Raw genomic sequence first — 21,260 nt, 5'->3', positions numbered from 1 at the left:
TCCGAAAAACGCAGGACTGAGCATGCAGCAATATCTTGATCTGATGCGTCTGGTGCGCGACACCGGCACGCGCAAGGAAGACCGCACGGGTACAGGCACCGTATCGATTTTCGGCCATCAGATGCGGTTCGATCTGTCCGAAGGTTTCCCGCTGGTCACCACCAAGAAACTGCATCTGAAATCAATCATTCATGAATTGCTGTGGTTCCTTGATGGCGACACCAACGTCAAATATTTGCAAGACAACGGTGTGCGCATCTGGAACGAATGGGCCGATGAAAACGGCGATCTTGGCCCGGTCTATGGCGGCCAGTGGCGGTCATGGCGCGGGGCCAATGGGGAAACCATTGACCAGATCACCGGCCTGATCGATCAGATCAAAAACAATCCCGATTCACGCCGCCTGATTGTTTCGGCCTGGAACGTGGCCGACGTGCCCAACATGGCGCTGCCGCCCTGCCATTGCCTGTTCCAGTTCTATGTCGCGGATGGCAAGCTTTCCTGTCAGCTGTATCAGCGCAGTGCCGATATCTTCCTTGGCGTGCCGTTCAACATCGCATCCTATGCGCTTTTGACCATGATGATTGCCCAGGTTTGTGATCTTGGCGTTGGCGATTTTGTCCATACCCTTGGCGATGCGCATCTTTATACCAACCACCTTGAACAGGTTGAATTGCAGTTGTCGCGCGATCCCCGCCCGCTGCCGACCATGAAAATCAATCCCGATGTCAAATCGATCTTTGATTTCAAGTTCGAGGATTTCGAACTGGTCGGTTATGACCCGCACCCGCATATTGCCGGCAAGGTTGCTGTCTGATGCCGGCAAACAACAATGAACGGATTGAACGGGTTGCGGTTGTTGCTGCGGCCGAAAATGGCGCCATCGGCAAGGATGGCTGGATGCCGTGGGAACTGCCCGAAGACCTTAAACGCTTCAAGGCCCTGACCCTTGGCAAACCGATGATCTTGGGCCGCGTCACGTTTGAAGCCATTGGGCGCCCGTTGCCCAAACGGACCAATATCGTCGTTACCCGCGATAAGGACTGGTCATTTGATCATGAAAATGTCCGCGTCTGTCATGACATCGAAACGGCCATCAGGCTTGCCGACGAAATTGCGCTGCGCGACGGGATCAATGAAGTCATCATTGCCGGTGGCGCCCAGATTTATCACCTCGCCCTGCCTTTTACGACGCGCTTTGAGTTGACCGAAGTTCACGCAAAGATCGACGGCGACACATTCCTTGATCCGCTGGCAGAAGATGAATGGCGCGAAACCGCCCGTCAAAGGATCGACAATCCCGATGGTCCGGACTACAGTTTCGTGACCCTTGATCGGATATAGGCGCGATATGCGTGTGGCTGCACCCTGCCGTGATGCCACAGCGGTTGATTTTCCAGGCCAGCCGATCCATCTTTAAAACAGTTATAGAACACTCGTTCCAGTGTTCTCGTCACTACCCAAGGAAATGTCATGGCGCGCCCCCGCGGATTTGATGAAGAAAGCGTTCTTGATAACGCAATGAACATCTTCTGGAGCAAAGGCTTTGAATCGACCTCTGTTCAGGATCTGGTGGAAGAAACCGGCCTGAACCGGGCAAGCATGTATGCAAGCTTTGGCGACAAAAAGGCTCTTTTCCTGCGCGTGCTTGACCATTACAGCCAGAAAATCAGTTCCGAGCGTTTTGCCAATCTTCGCGAAATCGAAGACGGCCGCGAAGCAATTGAAAAGACTTTCCGCGACACTGCCAAAACCGGCTGCGCAGAAGGCAAACATAAGGGCTGTCTGATTGTGAATTCGGGGATGGAACTGGCCCCGCATGATCCCGAAACCGCTGCCATCGCCCATCAGGCCTTTCGCCGGGTCGAAGACATGTTCGCCGCCGCGCTTAGCCGTGGCATCAAACATGGCACGATTTCAAAGGACAAGAACATCCGCGCACTGGCGCGCTTTCTTGCCGGGTCGATCCAGGGCGTTCAGTTGATGTCGCGCCGCGGTGCGGATCGTGAAACGCTTGAAGATTACACCAACACCATTCTCGAAGCCCTGAACTGACCGGTTTGTGAACCCCGCAAAACGCTGTTTCCGATCACGGTTCAGTGATCGGTCTCGAAACATGTTGCATTATAGAATGATCGTTCCATAATAAGATCAAACAGCACATACACCAAGTCTTGAGGAACGAAATGTCTGCAATTACCCCGCTTCTGCCCCGTCAGCCTGTCCCGTCTCTCAGCGTCCCGCTGGTCGGGGGCGGCACCTGGTCGCTGGCCGATCAGAAACCGGAAAACTTCACCATGGTCGTGTTTTATCGCGGCCTGCATTGCCCGATCTGCGGCAAATATCTCAAAGACCTTGATAACAAGCTCGCCGATTTTGCCAAACGCGGTGTGAATGTTGTCGTCCTGTCCTCGGACGGCGAAGACCGTGCGACCGAGGCCAAGGCAAAATGGGGCCTTGAAAACCTTGATCTCGGCTATGGGCTTGATCTTGATAAGGCCCGCGAATGGGGTCTTTATATCTCGACCTCGAACGGCGTGACCTCAAGCGGCTATGAAGAACCGGCGATCTTTTCCGAACCCGGTCTGTTTCTGGTCCGCCCGGACGGCACCCTTTATTTCGGCACGGTCCAGACCATGCCGTTTGCCCGCCCGGCCTTTGACCAGATCCTTGGCGCGCTTGATTTCGTGATTGCCAAGGGCTACCCGGCACGCGGCGAAGTGATTGATCACACCAATCCGTGATCCTGCCCAACATGCGAACAGGTCCCTTCCCCAACCTGTCGCGACGTAATCTGCAAAACAAAGCCCGGCAACTGAAATGCCGGGCTTTTTTGCTCTTCGGTATCAGATCGCCGAAGGGTCAACCCTCGTCCGGGTCGTCGCCCTCTTCGCGGCGCCGGCGCGGGCGCAACACGATCCAGGCTGCAACAATCGTCAATGCCGCCATGCCAAACCAGGTCAGCGCATAGGACATATGATTGTTGGGGAAACTGATCCGGGTCAGTCCGCCGACCGGAAGCTTTGCCGGGTTTTCCGCCCCGTCGCCATCAATGAAATACGGGGCAACATCATTGGCATCAAGCCCGCGCTTTTCGGCCATGGCGCGCACATCGCGCGAATACCAGCGATCATCCCCGGGCACATTGTCACGCATGAATGTCCCGACCGGTTCGTCAAGACGCAGAAGCCCCGTCACCGTGACCTCCCCGTCCACCATGCCATCGCTGCGGGTGGCGGGGTTGCGGCGGTCGGTCGGGACAAAGCCGCGATTGACCATGACAATCGTGCCATCGTCGCGTTCAAGCGGCGTCATCACCCAATAGCCCGCCCCGTAATCGGTCGCGGCATAGACATGGCTTTCCAGGTCATTGCGATAGGTGCCGGTAACCGTCACCTTGCAGTATTCATCGCGTTCGCGACTGACATTGGCCCAGTCATCGCGGCGTGGGGCCGGTTGGGCTTCGCCATGCACGCGTGCATCAACCCGCGCAATCAGATCAAGTTTCCAGGCCCGGCGTTCGATCTGCCAGTATCCAAGGGCGCAAAACCCGGAAAACAGAATGGCCGCCAGTGCCAGAACCACAATCCGGGTGGTCATGGATGGTCCGCGCCGCGATGGTTGCGTTGCTGTGGTCGTTTTGGCGGTTTGGGAAATGCGGTTGTCCGTCATCTCGCTTTCTTTCCAAGGGCATCTGTGTCTGCGAACGAAAAAGGGCGCGATACCGGTAAAGTATCGCGCCCCCTTTAGATATCAAGCATTGGCCTAGCCGAAGCTTTTGATCATGTCATGATCCATCTGCGGCATCATGTTGGTGTTAAGGTGATACATCACCCACATGGAACCGGCGATGGCAATCGCAACGATCACAAGGGTAAAGATCAGCGCCAACATGTTCCAGCCACCTTCGGATTTGGTGTTCATGTGCAGGAAATAGACCATGTGAACAATGATCTGAACCACACCAAGACCCATGATCCAAAGTGCGGTTGCGATCTTGCTGTCAAGAACACCATCCATCACCAGCCAGAACGGAATGGCCGTCAGAATAACCGACAGGATAAACCCGATCATATAGCTGTTGAAGGTACCGTGGCCGGCACCGCCATCGCCGTGATGGTCATCATGTGCGTGTGAATGTGCACTCATCCCAGAACTCCCAGCAGATAAACAACGGAGAAAACACCGATCCAGATGACGTCAAGGAAGTGCCAGAACATCGACAGGCACATCAGACGACGTTTATTGGCCGGGATCAGACCATGTTTGGCTACCTGAATCATCAGGGTCACCAGCCAGATGATCCCGAACGTCACGTGAAGACCGTGGGTCGCAACCAGCGTATAGAATGCCGACAGGAACCCGCTTCGCATCGGCGTCGCACCAAGGCTCCAAAGTTCATGGAACTCATATAGCTCCAGCCCGACAAACGCGGCACCGAACAAACCGGTAATCGCCAGCCAAAGCTGTGTGCCCGCAATACTGCCTTTTTCCATTTGCAGCATGGCGAAGCCATAGGTAATCGACGAAAACAGCAGCATCGATGTATTGATCGCCACCAATTCCAGATCGAACAAATCAGTCGGTGCCGGACCTGCGGCATAATTCTGGCCAATAACGGCATAGGTTGCAAACAGAATCCCAAAGATGAGGCTATCGCTCATCAGATAGATCCAGAAGCCAAGCATCGTCCCGGTTTCCGGGTGATGCTCTTCCTTCAGATAGAAGACCGGCATTTCGGTCTGTGCGGCAGTGTTATTCGCCATTGTCATTCCCTTACGCCTGCTGTTTTGCCAGAAGGGCAGTACGTTCGTCTTCGGTTTCCACGACTTCAGATGCCGGGATGTGATAATCGCGGTCATAGTTGAAGGTGTGGGCAATTGCACCGACAACCAGGGCAATGAAGCTTGCAATCACCAGCCACCAGATATGCCAGACCAGCGCGAAACCAAGAACAAGCGACAGAGCGGCAAGGATAAAGCCAGCGCCGGTATTTTTCGGCATATGGATATCCAGGAAGCCTTCCGTCGGACGGACATAACCACGTTTCTTCATGTCGGCCCATGCATCAAGATCATGGACAACCGGGGTAAAGGCAAAGTTGTAGGCTGGGGGCGGCGACGAAGTCGACCATTCCAGCGTACGACCATCCCCCCATGGGTCACCGGTTTCATCACGAAGCTTGTCACGTTTGATCACCGCAACAACGATCGACAGAATGAACGAACCGATCCCCCCGGCAATCAGAAGCGCACCAAAGGCGGCAATCACGAACCAGATCTGAAGCGACGGATCGTCAAATTGGCTCATGCGGCGGGTAATCCCCATCAGACCAAGAACATAAAGCGGCATGAAGGCGAAATAGAACCCGACAAGCCAGAGCCAGAAGGACATTTTGCCCCAGAACGGATCAAGCTTGAAGCCAAATGCCTTGGGGAACCAGTAAACGATACCGGCAAACATCCCGAACACCACACCACCGATAATCACGTTATGGAAGTGCGCAATCAGGAACAGGCTGTTATGCAACACAAAGTCAGCCGGCGGAACCGCAAGCATAACACCCGTCATGCCCCCGATCACAAAGGTCAGCATGAAACCGATGGTCCACAGCATCGGAACATCAAAACTGATGCGGCCCTTATACATCGTGAACATCCAGTTGAAGATCTTCGCACCGGTCGGGATCGAGATGATCATGGTCGCGATACCAAAGAAGGCGTTCACGCTGGCACCCGAGCCCATGGTGAAGAAGTGATGCAACCAGACGATATAGGACAGGATGGTGATAACCACGGTGGCATACACCATCGAGCTATACCCAAACAGACGCTTGCGCGAGAATGTCGACACAACTTCGGAAAACACACCAAACGCCGGCAGGATCAGGATGTAAACTTCCGGGTGACCCCAGATCCAGATCAGGTTGATATACATCATGGCGTTACCGCCAAGATCGTTGGTGAAGAAGTTGGTATCGGCGTACCGGTCAAGCCCCAGCAGGACCAGAACGGCGGTCAGAACCGGGAACGCAGCCACGATCAGAACGTTGGTGCAAAGTGCCGTCCAGGTAAAGACCGGCATTTTCATCATGGACATGCCCGGTGCGCGCATTTTGACGATGGTCACAACCAGATTGACCCCCGAAAGCAACGTCCCGACACCGGCAATCTGAAGGGCCCAGATGTAATAATCGACCCCGACCCCCGGACTGTAAACAATGTCAGACAGCGGCGGATATGCCAGCCAGCCGGTTTTCGCGAACTCACCGACAAACAGCGACACCATGATCAGCACGGCACCGCTGGTGGTCATCCAGAAGCTGAAATTATTCAGGAACGGGAACGCAACGTCACGCGCGCCGATTTGTAGCGGCACGACAAAGTTCATAAGCCCCGTCACCAGCGGCATGGCCACGAAGAAGATCATGATTACGCCGTGGGCGGTGAATATCTGATCGTAATGATCAGGGGGAAGGAAACCTTCCGAGCCGCCAAAAGCCATCGCTTGCTGGGCACGCATCATAAGCGCATCGGAGAAACCACGCAAAAGCATGACAAGCGCCAATATGATGTACATAATGCCGATTTTTTTATGGTCAATCGACGTGATCCACTCGTTCCAGAGATATCCCCAGAGGCGGAAATAAGTAATACCGCCCAGAACGGCGATACCACCCAGAACCACGGCCGCGAACGTCACCACAAGGATCGGTTCATGGAACGGGAGTGAATCAAGCGACAGCCGGCCAAATATAAAATGCAAAAGGTCCGGATTGGAGAACATCGAATTACTCTTCTTTCAAATGCAGCAATACACCGGCTGTCCGGTGCTAAAACCGCGAAGGGCCGGTTGGGATCCCCCAACCGGCACTGCTTCAGAACCCTGTCGAAACGCCTGACGGCGCAAAGCTCATGGCACGATCAGATGCCTGCACGCGATCAAACAGCGGCAAAGCATTCAAATCACCGGCAAAACCGCCTTCCGGGGTCGTGCACAAGGTCGCCACATAGGATTTGCTCTCGGGCAATGGCTGGCTTCCGCGCATGCGCGGCACGTCATAGGTCAAGGACATGACGTTATAAATACCGGCCAGACCACCACCACCGTTCTCGTCAATGGCCATCATCTCGTTCATGCACATTTTCGACTGATCGACGCACATGTTGAGGATCGCACCATAAAGTTCCGGATCAACCGAACTGAAATAGTGGATCGGCTCATCGATACTCGGCTTTTCAAGCTCAAGATACTCGGAACGACCAAGGAAGTTCTCGTCGGATTTCACTTTCGAAACCCAATCTTCAAACCCTTCTTCGCTCAGACCGTGGAATTTAAAGCGCATGTGGGAGAAACCCTCACCGCTGTAATTCCCAGAGAAGCCGTCATAAACGCCTTCTTCGTTGATCACGGCATGAAGTTTGGTTTCCATGCCGGCCATCGAATAAATCTGACCTGCGAGTGCAGGAATGAAGAAGGAGTTCATGATCCCCGAAGAGGTAATCTTGAACTGGATCGGTGTGTCGATTGGCGCCGCGAGCTCGTTAATGGTCGCAATGCCCTGTTCCGGATAGAAGAACAGCCATTTCCAATCAAGGGAAACAACTTCAACCACCATTGGTTTGTGGTCTTTGGCAAGCGGCCGTTCGGCATCAATACGGTCCAGCGGACGATACGGGTCAAGCGTATGCGTCGTAACCCAGGTAATTGCACCAAGGGCGATAATGATCACCAGCGGGGCCGACCAGATGACAACTTCCAGCTTCGTGGAATGGTGCCATTCAGGATCGTATTCCGCGTCCTTGTTGCCCTGACGGTATTTCCAGGCAAAGAAAACCGTCAATGCCATCACCGGAACGATGATCAACAGCATCAGGATCGTGGACACGATAATAAGATCGGACTGCTGGGACGCAATATCACCCGACGGGTCGATCACAACCAGGTTGCAACCGGCCAGAAGCGAAAACATCGAGGTTACAGTGACGCCGCGTACAAGTTTTGAAAGCATGCGCTTCATACTTTGTCAGTTTCTGGAAGATGTTCTCACAGGTAACCATATACCTGCAAGCCGCACAACGACCCATCGAAGATCGCCACACGTCGTACCCTACCGCAACGGCATATAGGAAGTGTCATCCTAAACATCCACGAAAAGGGCACAAAAACAGCAAATTTTTTTCAAAAACCTGCCAAGGTGGAAAGTCGCGGCAATTGCTATAGCTGCATCGCAGCAATGTCAAGGTACGCGCCATGCATAGCAGGGTCTTAATGACAATTATCATCCCAATGTAAACCGTGCGTTGTGCGTTGCAGAACAATAATTGACACTGACGTTTGCAATTCACATGTCTATACTTAGACTCGATCCAAAGTCGTATCGTCCTTTGATCCGAATTTGTGATCCAATCAAAAGCAGTTAGGGCCCCAAAGGCCCGACCAGTGAATAGGGAGAACGGCGTGAACCAAACAACCGAAAACTACGCGACCGCCACCTCGTCAGGTTTGGAACGCGACGCACGGCATCTTAATGCCGACGCAACCAACGATCCCGGTCAGATCGCGCTTGGCGTGATCATCGGCCGGACTTCGGAATTTTTCGACTTTTTCGTTTACTGCATCGCATCGGTACTTGTGTTCCCGCAATTGCTGTTTCCCGGCGAAACGGCATTGGTCGGCACCATGTATTCCTTTGCCATCTTCTCTCTGGCCTTTATCGCCCGCCCGGTGGGCTCGCTGGTCTTCATGACGGTTGACCGGCATTATGGCCGTGGCGTCAAACTGACGATTGCCATGTTCATGCTCGGCGGTTCGACCGCGGCGATGGCCTTCCTGCCAAGCTACGCCTCTGCCGGTGTTCTTGCGATTTATCTGCTGTGCAGCTTCCGCTTCCTGCAAGGTCTTGCATGGGGTGGTGCCTGGGATGGTCTTGCATCGCTTCTGGCACTCAATGCGCCGGACAACCGCAAGGGCTGGTATGCGATGATCCCGCAATTGGGCGCACCGCTTGGCTTCATGCTGGCATCTTCACTGTTTGCCTATCTGCTTCTGACCCTGCATCCCGATGACTTCCTGGCCTTTGGCTGGCGCTATGCGTTCTTCGTGGCCTTTGCCATCAACGTGGTCGCATTGTTTGCCCGCCTGCGTCTGGTTGCCACCTCGGAATTCGGCCATCTTCTTGAAAAGAACGAACTCGAAGCCGCCCGCGTGATGGACACACTCAAACATAACGGTCGTACCGTTGTGCTCGGGGCACTGGTCCCGATGGTCAGCTACGCGCTGTTCCATCTGGTCACGGTCTTTGCGCTCAGCTGGGTCTATCTTTATGCCAACGGCAATCCGGGGCAGTTCCTTCTGACCCAGGGTGTCGGTGCCGTACTTTGCGCCTTTGGCATTGTCGCATCGGGCTTCATCGCCGATCAGCTCGGTCGTCGTCGCCTGCTGGGATACAGTGCCGGGATCATCTTCCTGGGTGCTGTTCTGACCCCGCTGCTTTATTCCTTCAACATCATCAATGAAGGCATGATCGTTCTGGGCGGGTTTGCCGTGCTTGGCCTGTGCTTTGGTCAGGCGGCCGGGACGCTGGCCTCAAACTTCAAACGCGAATACCGCTATACCGGGTCTGCCCTGACATCCGATCTGGCCTGGCTGCTCGGTGCCGGTTTTGCCCCGCTGATCGCATTGTATCTGTGTGACAAGTTCGGCCTGCCCGGTGTTGGTGCCTACCTGCTTTCAGGGGCAATCGTCACCCTGCTGGTATTGCACTTCAACAAACATTTCGGATCCAAAAATACCGATTGATCACCGGATCCCGTATCCAATCCAACCACAAACACCCCGGTCAAAACCGGGGTGTTTTCATATGTGGCTTTATCGGCTATGCGCCGGGGCTTCGACTTCGGCCAGGCCCGGCATGAAATCGCGCAGGATTTCAAAAAACTTCCGCATGCGTGCCGGATAATAGCTGGCATAGGGATAAACCAGATAAACCGGCAAGGATGACGCTTGCCAGTCCGGGCATAAATGCATCAGCTTTCCGGTTCGCAGGTCATCGGTCACGATCCAGCGCGACACAATCCCCGCCCCCAGCCCGCCAAGCACCGCCTGACGGGTTGCAAACAGACTGTCTGTACTCAGACGCGGCTTGATCGGAAACCGGATCAGTTCCCGGCTGCCGATATTTTGCAGCGAAATCTCCGACCCGTAAAATGTCTTGAGCGACACCCATGGCAGATCCGCCAGCATCCCGACATCACAAACGGGTCTGTTTTTCAGAATGTCGGGTGAGGCGACAACAATACGCGGGATTTCCGCAAGCAGCACGGCAACATGTGACGGATCGGACACCGCGCCAACATGAATGGCGCAATCGATCCGTTCGGAAATAAAGTCCGGCGGCCGGTCGCTCAGGACCCAGTCGACACTGACCTGGTCATAGCGTTTCAGGAATTTTATCAGCGGCTGAAGCAACTGATCCTGACCAAAGGCATGGGGCACCTTGACCGCAAGCCGCCCGACCGGTTCGCCATCCGTACCCGAAAGTTCTTCGGTCAGGGCGTCCCACCCCTCGATCAGGGTGCGGGCATGGGCATAACACCGTTCCCCGTCATCGGTCAGCTTGATCGCATGCGTATTGCGCAGGATCAGCTCGACACCAAGCATATCCTCAAGCGTCCGCAACCGGCGACTGATGGTCGGCTGGGTCGTGCCAAGCAATCCCGCCGCCGCCGACAGACTTCCGCCATCCACGATACGCACAAATGTTTGCATCAACTCCATACGATCAACGGAAGACATTCATCACCTATCATACGCTCTACGTATAACCATCTTACCGCACAACCCTCTACCAAACCAGCGCGTCATCCATATTCTGGGCCAAAATCAATTCCGCTTTACGGAGCTTTCAATGACCACCGCGCAAACAACTGCTGATCCGCAGCAGATCACGACGGCCCCGTCGCGCAACATCATCTTTGCGCTTGCCCTTGGTGCGGGATCGGCCGTGGCCTCGATCTATTATACCCAGCCGGTTCTCAACATGATCGGGACCGAACTTGGGCTTGGTGTCGGGACAACCGGACTGATCCCGACCGTGACCCAGGTCGGATATGCTTTGGGCATTCTGTTCCTGTTGCCGCTTGGCGACCGTTATGATCGAAGGACCCTGATCGTTCTTAAAAGTGTCCTGCTTGCGGCCATGCTTCTGACCGGCAGCATTTCACCGGGCCTGAACACCATCCTGTTTACAAGTCTTCTGATCGGCATCACCGCAACCATGGCCCAGGACATTGTCCCGGCCGCCGCCATCCTGTCGCCCAAACATCTGCATGGCAAAACCATTGGCACCGTCATGACCGGTCTCTTGATCGGGATCCTGCTGTCACGCACGGTCAGTGGCGTGATCGCCGAATATTTCGGATGGCGGATTGTGCTGCAACTCGCTGCGGTTCAAATCCTGATCATCGGCTTTGCGCTTTGGAAAATCCTGCCGCCGTTCCAAACCCACGCAACGATGAGCTATCCCAAACTCCTGCAATCCCTTGCGCATCTTTGGACAGAACATCCATCGCTGCGCCATGCGGCCATTGCACAGGCATTCCTTGCGGTTGCCTTCAGCGCTTTCTGGTCGTCGCTTTCGCTGATCCTCCATCAACGCTATCAGCTTGGCAGTGACGTTGCCGGTGCCTTTGGCTTGCTCGGTGCTGTCGGGGCCCTGATGGCACGCTATGCCGGAAGCCTTGCCGATCGCCATGGCCCGGCACGGGTTACCAAACTGGGCTCCGTCATCCTGATCCTGTCCTTTGCCATTATGTGCATGGTGCCCGCTCTCTCATCGGTCAGTGCACAGCTTGCCATCCTTGCCATTGGCACCATCGGCTTTGATCTGGGGGTTCAGGCGTCTCTGGTTTCGCACCAGACCATTGTCTATCAAATCGCCCCCGAAGCCCGCAGCAGACTGAACTCGGTCTTCTTTACCGTGATGTTTGTCGGCATGGCATCCGGATCGGTTCTTGGCACCCAGCTATTTGCCAGCGGCGGTTATCTGTCGGTGATGGCGGTCGGTATCCTGGCTGGCATCATCAGCCTGTCCATCAGAATGATCGCCGATCGCAAGGCGGCGCAGTCCTGATCACCAACCATGATCCTGTTTGATCGATTAACGAAAAACACCCCGGCCAAAACCGGGGTGTTTTTACATCTGGCGACCTGAAGCGCGTGAGCCGACAGCGCGATTTTCATGCGGAGGTCACGGTGTGACTGGCTTCTGCCGCTTCAGGCACGTCATCGGCGACAATCGCCAGACGAAAACCTTTGTAATGTTTTCGGAGCATCATCCGTACAACGATGAACTGCCAGAAAAACATCCATAGAGCATTGAAAAGCCAAACGATAAATCCGCCGTCAAGCGTTGCGCCAGATACCTTGTTAAAGAAGCCGATACCAAAATGGATAACGAAACTGATCACAAAGCCGCCGACAAACGCCCCCGCAAACGATCGCCAAGTCAACAGCCACCATACGCGCACAATTCGCCCGTCTGTAAGTTCGAGTTCCTGCATGCAAGCAACCTCTTTCGAAAAGTTTGGGCATGGCCTTTTGATTGCACAATCAAACAACTATTGCACTTTAAAGATGCATTCATTGCAAGACCAAACTTCCCGACGTGGTCGCCCTCACAAAGGAATGCCCAATCAAACGTAGTTTGACGGGAACATCGCGCGTTTGGCGTCTTCGTCCATTTCGGTCTTGAAGCTGTGACCTTTGCCGACATCGCGTGCGGCAATTGCCGCCGGGTGACTGTTCATTGCCGCGAACCAGCGTTTCAGGTTGGGGTAGTTATCCATCACATCCGGGTTCTTGTGGACATAGGGCGCCTTGTCGATCCAGCCCCAGGCCGAAATATCAACGATGGTCATTTCATCGCCGACAATAAATTCACGGCCCTTCATATGATCTTCAAGAACCTGATAATGCCGGGCGATTTCATTGCGGTAACGGTTCACACCATAATCGCTGCCTTCCGGGGCGACATACTGGAAATGCACCGCCTGACCGGAAAACGGACCAAGACCGGTGGCAATGAACATCAACCATGAAAGAAGCTCGCCACGATCTTCCGGCTTGCCCAGAAACTTGCCGGACTTTTCGGCCAGATACATCAGGATGGCATTGGAATCAAACACCCGGACTTCCTTGCCACCGGCCCCGTCGGTATCGACAATGGCTGGCACCTTGCCATTGGGATTGACCGCGCGAAAGGCCGGGTCATGTTGCTGACCCTTGCGGGTATCGACCGGCAGGACTTCATATTCAAGGCCGGATGCCTCAAGCATCATCGAGATTTTCTGCGGGTTCGGGGTCGGATGAAAATAGAAGCGGATCATCAATGGTCTCCTTGCGGGCCCGCCTGATAACACAAAGCTGTGACCCGGTATTGCATTTTGGAACGTTCGTTTTAAATTGACCGATAATGTCTCAGTTGGCAAGGTTCCTTTATTGACCCTGCCACTCAAAAATCATCACAGGAGCCCCAAGCCCATGATTGACCTTTATTACTGGCCCACCCCGAACGGCCACAAGATCACGCTGTTCCTTGAAGAAGCCGGGCTGGATTACAAGATTTTCCCGGTCAATATCAGTGCCGGTGACCAGTTCAAGCCGGAATTCCTGGCCTTTTCGCCAAACAATCGCATGCCGGCCATCATCGACCATGATCCCGCGGATGGCGGCGATGCCATAACGGTGTTTGAATCCGGGGCGATCTTGCAATATCTCGCCGAAAAGACCGGCAAGTTCCTGCCGACTGATATACGCGGCCGCAAAACGGTAATGGAATGGCTGTTCTGGCAGATGGGCGGACTCGGTCCGATGGCCGGGCAGAACCATCATTTCGGCACCTATGCCCCTGATAAAATCCCCTATGCCATCACGCGTTACGTCAACGAGACCAACCGTCTTTACGGTGTGCTGAACAAGCGTCTCGAAGGCCGCGACTTCATTGCCGGTGATGCATATACCATTGCTGACATGGCATCCTATCCGTGGATCGTCAGCCATGAAAAACAGCAACAGGATCTCAATGACTTCCCGAACCTGAAACGCTGGTTTGAAACCATCAAGGCGCGCCCGGCCACCATTGCCGCCTACAAGGCCGCCGAACCATTCACCGCACAGCCTGCTGTGACGGAAGAAGGCAAGAAAATCCTGTTTGGACAGACATCCAAACCGGCCTGATACCGAAACAGACCCGGCGGTCCCTGCCGGGTCTTTTTTTTTTGACCGGATCGTCTGTACCGGCAGCTTGTGCCCCCACCTATTACCTTCCCCCTTTACCCGCCCATTTTTCCAAGCCTTTTGCCAGGCCTTTTGGGCAAGCCTTTCGGGCCTCTTACTTTTTTGATTGCATTACGGCTCCCTTCCCCATAAATGTTACGTTATAACATAACATTTATGGTCGATCTGATGAAACGCCTTCCCGTTACTGTTCTGTCCGGCTTTCTTGGTGCGGGCAAAACCACTCTTCTCAATCATGTTCTCAACAACCGCCGTGGCTTGCGGGTTGCGGTGATTGTCAATGACATGTCCGAGGTCAATATTGATGCCGACCTTGTCCGCAATGGCGGCTCTGAGCTTTCCCTGACCGATGAAAAGCTGGTCGAAATGACCAATGGCTGCATTTGCTGCACCTTGCGCGATGATCTTCTGGCCGAGGTCCGCCGTCTCGCCGAACAGGAACGCTTTGACTATCTGCTGATTGAATCAACGGGCATTTCCGAACCGTTACCGGTCGCGGCCACCTTTGATTTTCGCGATGAAAACGGCCAGTCGCTTGGTGATATTGCCCGTCTTGATACCATGGTGACGGTTGTCGATGCCGCGCGCATGATTGCCGATTACAGTTCCACCGACTTTCTGTCCGACCGCGGCGAAAGCCTGGGCGACGGGGATGACAGATCGATTGTCGATCTTCTGGTTGATCAGATCGAATTCGCCGATGTGATCGTTGTTAACAAGCTTGATCTTGTCGATACCGAACAACGCCAATCGGTACTGGCCATTCTAAGGGCCCTGAATGCCGATGCCGAAATCATCGAAACCACCAACAGCATCGTTGACCCGCAACGCATCCTCAATACCGGGCGGTTTGATTTTGAACGGGCACAAAATCATCCGCTGTGGGCCAAGGAACTCTATGGCTTTGCCGATCACGTGCCCGAGACCGAAGAATACGGGATCAAAAGCTTTACCTTTCGCACATCCCTGCCCTTTCACCCGCAACGGTTTCACGCCTTCATCAATAGCGAATGGCCAGGTGTGCTGCGTGCAAAGGGGCATTTCTGGCTGGCGACCCGCCCGGACTGGGTTGGTGAAATCAGTCAGGCCGGCGCTGCTGTCAAGACAGAGGCCCTTGGCACATGGTGGTGTGCGGTTCCGCGCGATCAATGGCCTGACAATCCGGCATGGCGCGATATGGTCTTTTCAAAATGGGATCCGGTCTTTGCCGATCGACGTCAGGAAATCGTCTTTATCGGTCAGAACATGAACGAAGCCGCCCTGCGCCAACGTCTTTCGGACTGCCTTGTCGATGAGGCTGACGATATTCTGGCCACATCCTTTGATCCGGCCCGTTATGCCAGTCTGCCTGATCCGTTTCCGCGCTGGGGCAAAAGGGCTGCATAAACCGGGCACCAGCCAAGCCGATTTCGAAACGCATGCCATGTGGTTATGATGTCCGAAACATGCGACTATCACCACATGGCTGCCCCAAATGATCGGAACGGAAATGCGTGACCCACATGCCGAAACCCGCACCCCCAATCACCGCACCAGGGTCTTTGCGCTGATTGCCTTTATGGTATTGTGCCTGATCATATCGGCCGCAGGCGGTGCCGTAACCGCAACCAGTGTCAATGACTGGTACGCAGGCTTGCAAAAACCGGCCTTCAATCCGCCAAACTGGCTGTTTGGTCCGATGTGGACCATCATTTATTTCCTGATCGCCTTTAGCGGCTGGCGGGTCTGGCTCAAAGCCGGCATCGCCAATGCCAAGGGCCCGCTTATTGTTTACGGGCTTCAGCTGACGCTTAATCTGGCATGGTCATTTTTGTTCTTTGGCGCCCGGTCACCTTTTTGGGGGCTGGTCGATATTGTGATCCTGCTTGCCCTGATCATCGTCAATTGCGCGATGTTTCTTAAAATCGACCGACTGGCGGGCATCCTTCTGATCCCCTATGTGCTGTGGGTCGGGTTTGCCACCCTGCTGAACGGGGCGATCTGGCATCTTAACGGCTAGGGTCAGGACCGATTTCACGGCCTGTTTTGCGATCTCGCCTAACTCGCGCCCGGCGCACGCCCCCGCATAACCACCACCCCGAACAGGATCAGGGCCATCACACAGGCCACGGCGCCGGCAACAAAGGTCATATAGGTGCCAAACTGTTCCCAGATCAGCCCGGCCATCACATTGCCCAGCATCAGCGCAACGCCGCAGACCAGGTTAAACACCCCGAAGGCCGTGCCGCGCAGACGTTCCTGACTGTGATCGGCAACCAGCGTCGCAATCAGCCCCTGCGACATGCCCATATGCAGCCCCCAAAGCCCGATGCCAATCACATAGCCGGCAATCCCCGGCGCAAAGGCAATAACCAGATCGGCCAGTGCAAGCACCGCAATGCTGCCCACCAGAAGCCCGCGCCGCCCGATCCGGTCCGACATCACCCCGACCGGATAGGCACACAGCCCGTAAACCAGATGCATCAACACCAGAACCAGCGGCACATAACTTGCCGCAATCCCGACCGTGCCTGCTTGCAGCAGTAAAAATGCCTCGCTAAACCGGGCCAGCATCAAAATTGCCGCTGCCGCCATGACAAGCCAGAAACCGCGCCCCAGATCGCCCGAACGTTTCAAAAGATCGATTATGGTCTGACGCCCGTCGCGGCCCCGTGCGGTTTCGGGTTCGCGGATGCCTGCCACCAGCATCGCCACCGCCAGCACAGCCGGAATAACCGCAAGCCAGAATACCAGCCTGAAATCCCCGCCCGACGCCATCATGACCAGAACGGCAATCAATGGCCCGACAAAGCCGCCGACCGTATCAAGGGATTTGCGCACCCCGAAACAGGCACCGCGTTTATCGGCCGGGGCCGCATCGGCAATCAGCGCATCACGCGGCGCGCTGCGAATGCCCTTGCCAACCCGGTCAACAAACCGTCCGGCAACAATCGCGCCCAAGCCTTCGGCCAGGGGAAAGAACGGCTTGGCCAGCGCGCCAAACCCGTAGCCGACCACAACAAGCCATTTGCGCGATCCGATCAGATCGGAAAAAACACCGGCGCATAATTTGGTCGCGGTTGCGGTTGCGATGGCGATTGCCTCGATCAGTCCGATGGTCACCGCCGACAATCCAAGCCCCGAAACCATATAAAGCGGCAACAGGGTTTGCACCATCTCCGAGGACACATCCATCAGAAGACTGACAAACCCAAGGATCCAGACGGTCGCGGGGATTTGGCCCGGACGGGCCAGCAGACTGATTTGGGAAAACACGGCCAAGCCTTGCGAATGATTCTTATGAACCCAAGACTTCGCCGCATTTCATCGAAATGGCAAGCATTTAAACCAAACACCGCCCAACGGGATCAGCGATTGGTATTGAGGGCAGGATTGTGGATCGAACCCCGGGACTAGCTGCTTGGTCCGGCAAGAACTTCTGCCTGTTCGTTGCGATGCTGCGCTTCTTCGCTTGTCGCGACATCGCCGTCATTATCCTCGGATGCGACATTATCCATGCCAAGCCGTCCGACCGACGGCAACCGCAAGGCCGGGCGATTGAAATCGATCCCGAAATTCAGGCCCAGCACATTGAACTCGATGCCTTCTTCAAGCCCTACCGACAATCCAAGAACGCCAAGCAGATTGGCCTGAACGCCCTGCCCGCTTGATGACATGCCCACCGGATTGGTGATCGGGCGGTAATCCTTGCCAATCGCATTGGCCGGCATATCAAGATCAAGGTCGGGAACCTCGCGCCCGATATGGGCGATAAAGGTGTTGCTGTTCGGCCCCGGATAGCTGCGATATTCATTGGGGAACGGATAGCTCGCCACCGCGGCCTCGATCTCGTCAATCAGGGCTTCTGCCGCCTCGCCGCGATGATCGGCCAGAACTTTCGGCTTGGCACCAAACCACAGGCCATCGGGGATCGCGTAATTCTTGCGCACCACATTGCCGCCACCCCAGCCAACCACGTCATAACGGGTATAGCTGGTTTCACCGGCACGCTTGAAAATGATCCATGGATGAACCGCAAAATATCCGCGCCAGCCAAATGTATCGGCTGCCATCACCATGACAATGGCCTGATTGGCATGATCCTGCGCACTGGGCGCAACCCCCGATGAATGGCGCGGCGCATTGCGCCAGGTATAGCTTTCTTTCTTGTCCTGACCGGGCGGATCTTCGGCAAGACTGATCCCGAATGGCAGGACCAGAACCGCGACAAGCCCAAGAAGAAGTGTTTTGCCTTTACCCAAGGTTTTTCATCCAATCTGATTTCGCGTTGCAATAACATTACGATCAAAGCGAAGAAGTAAGATCAAAAAAAGGCAACGCAACTTTGATCGGCATTCAACAAGCCGTGAGCCATTGATACATTTTCGCGACATTTACCAACCGGTTACCCGGCCAAAATCCTATGGCCAGGCGGCAAAGGTATCATCGCGCACCCGTTCTGCCGCACGCCGCATACGCCGGTATGCGCCGGGCGCCTCGCCCATATAGCGTTTGAAAAACCGGCTGAAATAGGCCGGGTCGCGAAAACCAAGCCCATAGGCAATCTGTGCCACACCCAGCGGACTTTGTTCCAGCCGCATGCAGGCTTCGCGCAACACGCGGTCATGAATAACCGTAAGCGGTGGCTTGCCGGTCGCGCGCAAAACAGCCGATCCCAACCGCCTTTCACTGACGCCAAGGGCGGTGGCATAATCGGCCACATTCCAGTGTTCACGGAAATGAAGCTCAAGCACCTGCAAGAACCGCTGAAAGGTAATCGAACCCGGTCGATGCTTGTCGCGCTGTTCCATTACATTTTCGGCCAGACGCAACACCATGGTCAGAATGATCTGCAAATGCGCCCCGACCACAAGACTGGCCCCCAGCGCATTTTGCATCAGCTCGGCCCGGATTGCCTCGAAACTGCGGCGCAAATGCGCAATGTTTTCCCCGTTTTCCGCCGGGGTCACATTATGCACCGTATCGGCCGCAAGCCGAAGCGGAAGCCCCCCGCCAGTCAGACCACCCCCGGCAACACCCGCCCCATCCCCGCAATGACGTGCGACAAGATCATCGGCCACCGACAGCAAATAACCCTCGCTGCCCGCCGTTACCGTAAACCGTTGCGTCTCGCCAAGCGGCAACCACACAAGTGCCGGGGCCCTGCAATCAATCACCCCCTGGCGCAGGGCAATCTGGGCCCGCCCGGACAATAACAACACCGCATAACACCGGTCGCGCCGCCCCGGATCATTCATCACCCAGCTTTGCGGGGATAACGGATGATCAAACCGGTCCATCATTGCCTGTGCCGTGACCGGTAACAGATCTTCAAACGGATTTTCCGCCAGACGTGCCGGGCTGGATACCGGGATATCGCGGGATGACTGCGCACACATGCCTTTTTATCGCCCATCCATTCCAAATGGTTATACGTATAAAAGTACAATTTTTCGTCTTAAAATGTCAATTTCGCTATCTTTACATTGGAACGGTTCCATCGCTTACTAGAGTGACGGTCAAAGGAACCGCAAAAACAACAATACATATTAAAAATGCGTTCCCATTATTTTGCATCTGCGAACTAATGGGCGGGAGGATACGCCGGAGATTTACTTTGAATCCCAAAGTAAATAACAGAATCTCTTTGCCTAAACTCCTGAAATAACGCGCAAACGGGAAAACCGTCTCTGCAAAGAGATCAGGAGGAAAAGCATGCAAATTTCAGCAAAACTGCGCATCGCGACCATTGCTGCGGCGACCACCGCATTGATGAGCACCGCGACGCTGTTTGGTGCCAATGCCCAGGAAACCTATCGCATTGGTTATGCCATTTCGAAAACCGGGCCGGGCGCGCCGGGGGCTGCGACCAGCACCACGCCCAACTATGAAATGTGGGTCAAGGAAATCAACGATGCCGGCGGCCTTAAGGTCGGCGACAAACAGATCCCGATCGAAGTCGTCGAATATGATGACCGATCGAGCTCCGAAGAAGCCGTACGTGCGGTTGAACGCCTGATCAACCAGGACAAGGTCGATTTCATCCTGTCGCCCTGGGGTACGGGCATGAACCTTGCCGTTGCGCCGATCCTTGATCGCGCGGGCTATGCCCATCTGGCTGGTACGGCTGTGACCGACAAGGCACCGCAACTGGCTCAGCGCTGGAAAAACTCCTATTGGCTGCTGGGTACCGGTGAACAATATGCCGTCGAAATGGCCGAATTCCTCAAAGGTCTGAAAGACGCCGGCAAGATCAATGACAAGGTCGCCATGATCGCTGTTGCCGACGGATTTGGCATCGAACTGTCCAAGGCCGGTCGTGCCGCCCTTGAAGATCGCGACTTTGATCTGGTCTATGACAAAACCTATCCGCTGGGCTCCCAGGATCTTGCAACCATCGTCAATGACATCAAATCGCTTGGTGCAGACACCTTTGTTGCCTTCTCCTATCCGCCGGGTACCCTTGGCCTGACCGAACAGTCCCGCGTTCTGGGCTTCAACCCCAAAGTCTTCTATGCCGGTGTCGGCACGGCCTTCCCGCTATATAAGGACCGCTTTGGCGCAGATGCCGAAGGCGTCGTAAGCCTTGGCGGTGCCAGCGAAAACGACCCGAAGATCGCCGACTATATTAAACGTCACATCGCCTTTGCCGGTCGCGAACCGGATCGCTGGGCATCGATCGTCAACTGGGCATCGCTTCAGTCCCTGCAACAGGCAATCGAACGTGCCGGTTCCACCGACCGCGAAGCTGTGAATGCCGAACTGGCCAAAGGCGGCTTTGACACCATCCTTGGCACCTACAAGCCGGGCGACCAGACCTTCTGGCAGGTCGGTCAGTGGCAGGACGGCAAATTTGTCGGCGTTGCCCCGACCAGCATGGAAGGCGCCCATGAACTTGTCTTCCCGAAACCGGCCTGGAAAGGCGCGAACTGATCGCAGCCTTTAAGGATTGTCGGGGTTTCCGTGTGTGCACAACCGCACGG

At 55.1% G+C, this 21,260-nt stretch carries 21 protein-coding genes; 10 read left to right on the top strand and 11 right to left on the bottom strand.

Annotated elements, in window-relative coordinates:
• Nucleotides 1-22 precede the first annotated feature (22 nt).
• The 4 genes from SIB88_RS08705 (at nucleotide 23) to SIB88_RS08690 (ending at nucleotide 2,744) form a co-directional block, all read left to right on the top strand.
• Nucleotides 23-817, top strand: a complete 795-nt coding sequence (locus SIB88_RS08705) for a thymidylate synthase (protein ID WP_068517170.1) — start codon at nucleotides 23-25, stop codon at nucleotides 815-817.
• The gene (locus SIB88_RS08700) at nucleotides 817-1,344 is read left to right on the top strand and encodes a dihydrofolate reductase (protein ID WP_068517084.1); all 528 of its coding nucleotides are present in this window, start codon (nucleotides 817-819) and stop codon (nucleotides 1,342-1,344) included. Before SIB88_RS08705 ends, SIB88_RS08700 begins: the two co-directional genes overlap by 1 nt.
• Before the next feature lie 129 nt (nucleotides 1,345-1,473).
• On the top strand, nucleotides 1,474-2,055 hold the full coding sequence (locus SIB88_RS08695) for a TetR/AcrR family transcriptional regulator (protein WP_068517083.1): 582 nt from the start codon (nucleotides 1,474-1,476) through the stop codon (nucleotides 2,053-2,055).
• Between the two features lie 131 nt (nucleotides 2,056-2,186).
• Nucleotides 2,187-2,744, top strand: a complete 558-nt coding sequence (locus SIB88_RS08690) for a peroxiredoxin-like family protein (protein ID WP_114113765.1) — start codon at nucleotides 2,187-2,189, stop codon at nucleotides 2,742-2,744.
• Between the two features lie 118 nt (nucleotides 2,745-2,862).
• Here the strand turns inward: SIB88_RS08690 and SIB88_RS08685 are convergent, their stop codons facing one another.
• The 5 genes from SIB88_RS08685 to cyoA form a co-directional block, all read right to left on the bottom strand.
• A complete protein-coding gene (locus SIB88_RS08685) occupies nucleotides 2,863-3,672 on the bottom strand; it encodes an SURF1 family protein (protein ID WP_412557879.1) in 810 nt (269 codons plus the stop codon).
• A 93-nt stretch (nucleotides 3,673-3,765) separates the two neighbouring features.
• A complete protein-coding gene (cyoD, locus tag SIB88_RS08680) occupies nucleotides 3,766-4,149 on the bottom strand; it encodes a cytochrome o ubiquinol oxidase subunit IV (protein WP_022733299.1) in 384 nt (127 codons plus the stop codon).
• Nucleotides 4,146-4,766, bottom strand: a complete 621-nt coding sequence (gene cyoC, locus SIB88_RS08675; RefSeq protein WP_022733300.1) for a cytochrome o ubiquinol oxidase subunit III — start codon at nucleotides 4,764-4,766, stop codon at nucleotides 4,146-4,148. The genes cyoD and cyoC overlap by 4 nt, the downstream gene beginning before the upstream one ends.
• A 10-nt stretch (nucleotides 4,767-4,776) precedes the next feature.
• Nucleotides 4,777-6,786: a cytochrome o ubiquinol oxidase subunit I gene (gene cyoB, locus SIB88_RS08670; RefSeq protein WP_101304162.1), complete on the bottom strand. Its 2,010-nt coding sequence runs from the start codon at nucleotides 6,784-6,786 to the stop codon at nucleotides 4,777-4,779.
• Nucleotides 6,787-6,877: 91 nt separating this feature from the next.
• Nucleotides 6,878-8,011 (bottom strand): ubiquinol oxidase subunit II, encoded by a 1,134-nt coding sequence (gene cyoA / locus SIB88_RS08665; RefSeq protein ID WP_081649548.1) that lies wholly within the window; start codon nucleotides 8,009-8,011, stop codon nucleotides 6,878-6,880.
• A gap of 449 nt (nucleotides 8,012-8,460) precedes the next feature.
• Between cyoA and SIB88_RS08660 the strand changes: the two genes are divergently transcribed.
• Nucleotides 8,461-9,801 carry an MFS transporter gene (locus SIB88_RS08660; RefSeq protein ID WP_101247861.1) on the top strand — a complete coding sequence of 447 codons (1,341 nt, stop codon included), beginning with the start codon at nucleotides 8,461-8,463 and terminating at the stop codon, nucleotides 9,799-9,801.
• A 69-nt stretch (nucleotides 9,802-9,870) separates the two neighbouring features.
• On the opposite strand, the gene SIB88_RS08655 is transcribed toward SIB88_RS08660, so the two are convergent.
• Complete coding sequence (locus tag SIB88_RS08655) at nucleotides 9,871-10,797, bottom strand: LysR family transcriptional regulator (protein ID WP_412557878.1); 927 nt, start codon at nucleotides 10,795-10,797, stop codon at nucleotides 9,871-9,873.
• 112 nt (nucleotides 10,798-10,909) lie between these two features.
• On the opposite strand from SIB88_RS08655, the gene SIB88_RS08650 reads away from it, so the two are divergent.
• Nucleotides 10,910-12,133, top strand: a complete 1,224-nt coding sequence (locus SIB88_RS08650) for an MFS transporter (protein ID WP_412557877.1) — start codon at nucleotides 10,910-10,912, stop codon at nucleotides 12,131-12,133.
• 106 nt (nucleotides 12,134-12,239) lie between these two features.
• Here SIB88_RS08650 and SIB88_RS08645 read toward each other — a convergent pair whose 3' ends face one another.
• Both SIB88_RS08645 and SIB88_RS08640 read right to left on the bottom strand, forming a co-directional pair.
• Complete coding sequence (locus tag SIB88_RS08645; protein ID WP_101247858.1) at nucleotides 12,240-12,563, bottom strand: hypothetical protein; 324 nt, start codon at nucleotides 12,561-12,563, stop codon at nucleotides 12,240-12,242.
• Nucleotides 12,564-12,695: 132 nt separating this feature from the next.
• The gene (locus SIB88_RS08640) at nucleotides 12,696-13,388 is read right to left on the bottom strand and encodes a glutathione S-transferase family protein (RefSeq protein WP_228195738.1); all 693 of its coding nucleotides are present in this window, start codon (nucleotides 13,386-13,388) and stop codon (nucleotides 12,696-12,698) included.
• 154 nt (nucleotides 13,389-13,542) lie between these two features.
• On the opposite strand from SIB88_RS08640, the gene SIB88_RS08635 reads away from it, so the two are divergent.
• The 3 genes from SIB88_RS08635 (at nucleotide 13,543) to SIB88_RS08625 (ending at nucleotide 16,297) form a co-directional block, all read left to right on the top strand.
• A complete protein-coding gene (locus SIB88_RS08635; RefSeq protein ID WP_412557876.1) occupies nucleotides 13,543-14,238 on the top strand; it encodes a glutathione binding-like protein in 696 nt (231 codons plus the stop codon).
• Between the two features lie 228 nt (nucleotides 14,239-14,466).
• Entirely contained in the window at nucleotides 14,467-15,684 is a 1,218-nt protein-coding gene (gene zigA / locus SIB88_RS08630; protein ID WP_412557875.1) for a zinc metallochaperone GTPase ZigA, read from the top strand.
• A gap of 103 nt (nucleotides 15,685-15,787) precedes the next feature.
• Nucleotides 15,788-16,297: a TspO/MBR family protein gene (locus SIB88_RS08625; RefSeq protein ID WP_412557874.1), complete on the top strand. Its 510-nt coding sequence runs from the start codon at nucleotides 15,788-15,790 to the stop codon at nucleotides 16,295-16,297.
• Between the two features lie 38 nt (nucleotides 16,298-16,335).
• Here the strand turns inward: SIB88_RS08625 and SIB88_RS08620 are convergent, their stop codons facing one another.
• The 3 genes from SIB88_RS08620 to SIB88_RS08610 all read right to left on the bottom strand — a co-directional run bounded on the left by SIB88_RS08620 (nucleotide 16,336) and on the right by SIB88_RS08610 (nucleotide 19,676).
• A complete protein-coding gene (locus SIB88_RS08620) occupies nucleotides 16,336-17,553 on the bottom strand; it encodes an MFS transporter (protein WP_412557873.1) in 1,218 nt (405 codons plus the stop codon).
• 137 nt (nucleotides 17,554-17,690) lie between these two features.
• Nucleotides 17,691-18,539, bottom strand: a complete 849-nt coding sequence (locus SIB88_RS08615) for a DUF3750 domain-containing protein (protein WP_412557872.1) — start codon at nucleotides 18,537-18,539, stop codon at nucleotides 17,691-17,693.
• A 159-nt stretch (nucleotides 18,540-18,698) separates the two neighbouring features.
• On the bottom strand, nucleotides 18,699-19,676 hold the full coding sequence (locus SIB88_RS08610) for a helix-turn-helix domain-containing protein (protein ID WP_412557871.1): 978 nt from the start codon (nucleotides 19,674-19,676) through the stop codon (nucleotides 18,699-18,701).
• 316 nt (nucleotides 19,677-19,992) lie between these two features.
• Between SIB88_RS08610 and SIB88_RS08605 the strand changes: the two genes are divergently transcribed.
• The gene (locus tag SIB88_RS08605) at nucleotides 19,993-21,210 is read left to right on the top strand and encodes an amino acid ABC transporter substrate-binding protein (protein ID WP_082817652.1); all 1,218 of its coding nucleotides are present in this window, start codon (nucleotides 19,993-19,995) and stop codon (nucleotides 21,208-21,210) included.
• The last annotated feature ends 50 nt before the right edge of the window (nucleotides 21,211-21,260 follow it).

It is taken from the genome of Thalassospira sp. MIT121401, assembly GCF_047125595.1.
Taxonomy (GTDB): domain Bacteria; phylum Pseudomonadota; class Alphaproteobacteria; order Rhodospirillales; family Thalassospiraceae; genus Thalassospira; species Thalassospira povalilytica.
This window is presented reverse-complemented; position numbering and strand designations above follow the sequence as displayed.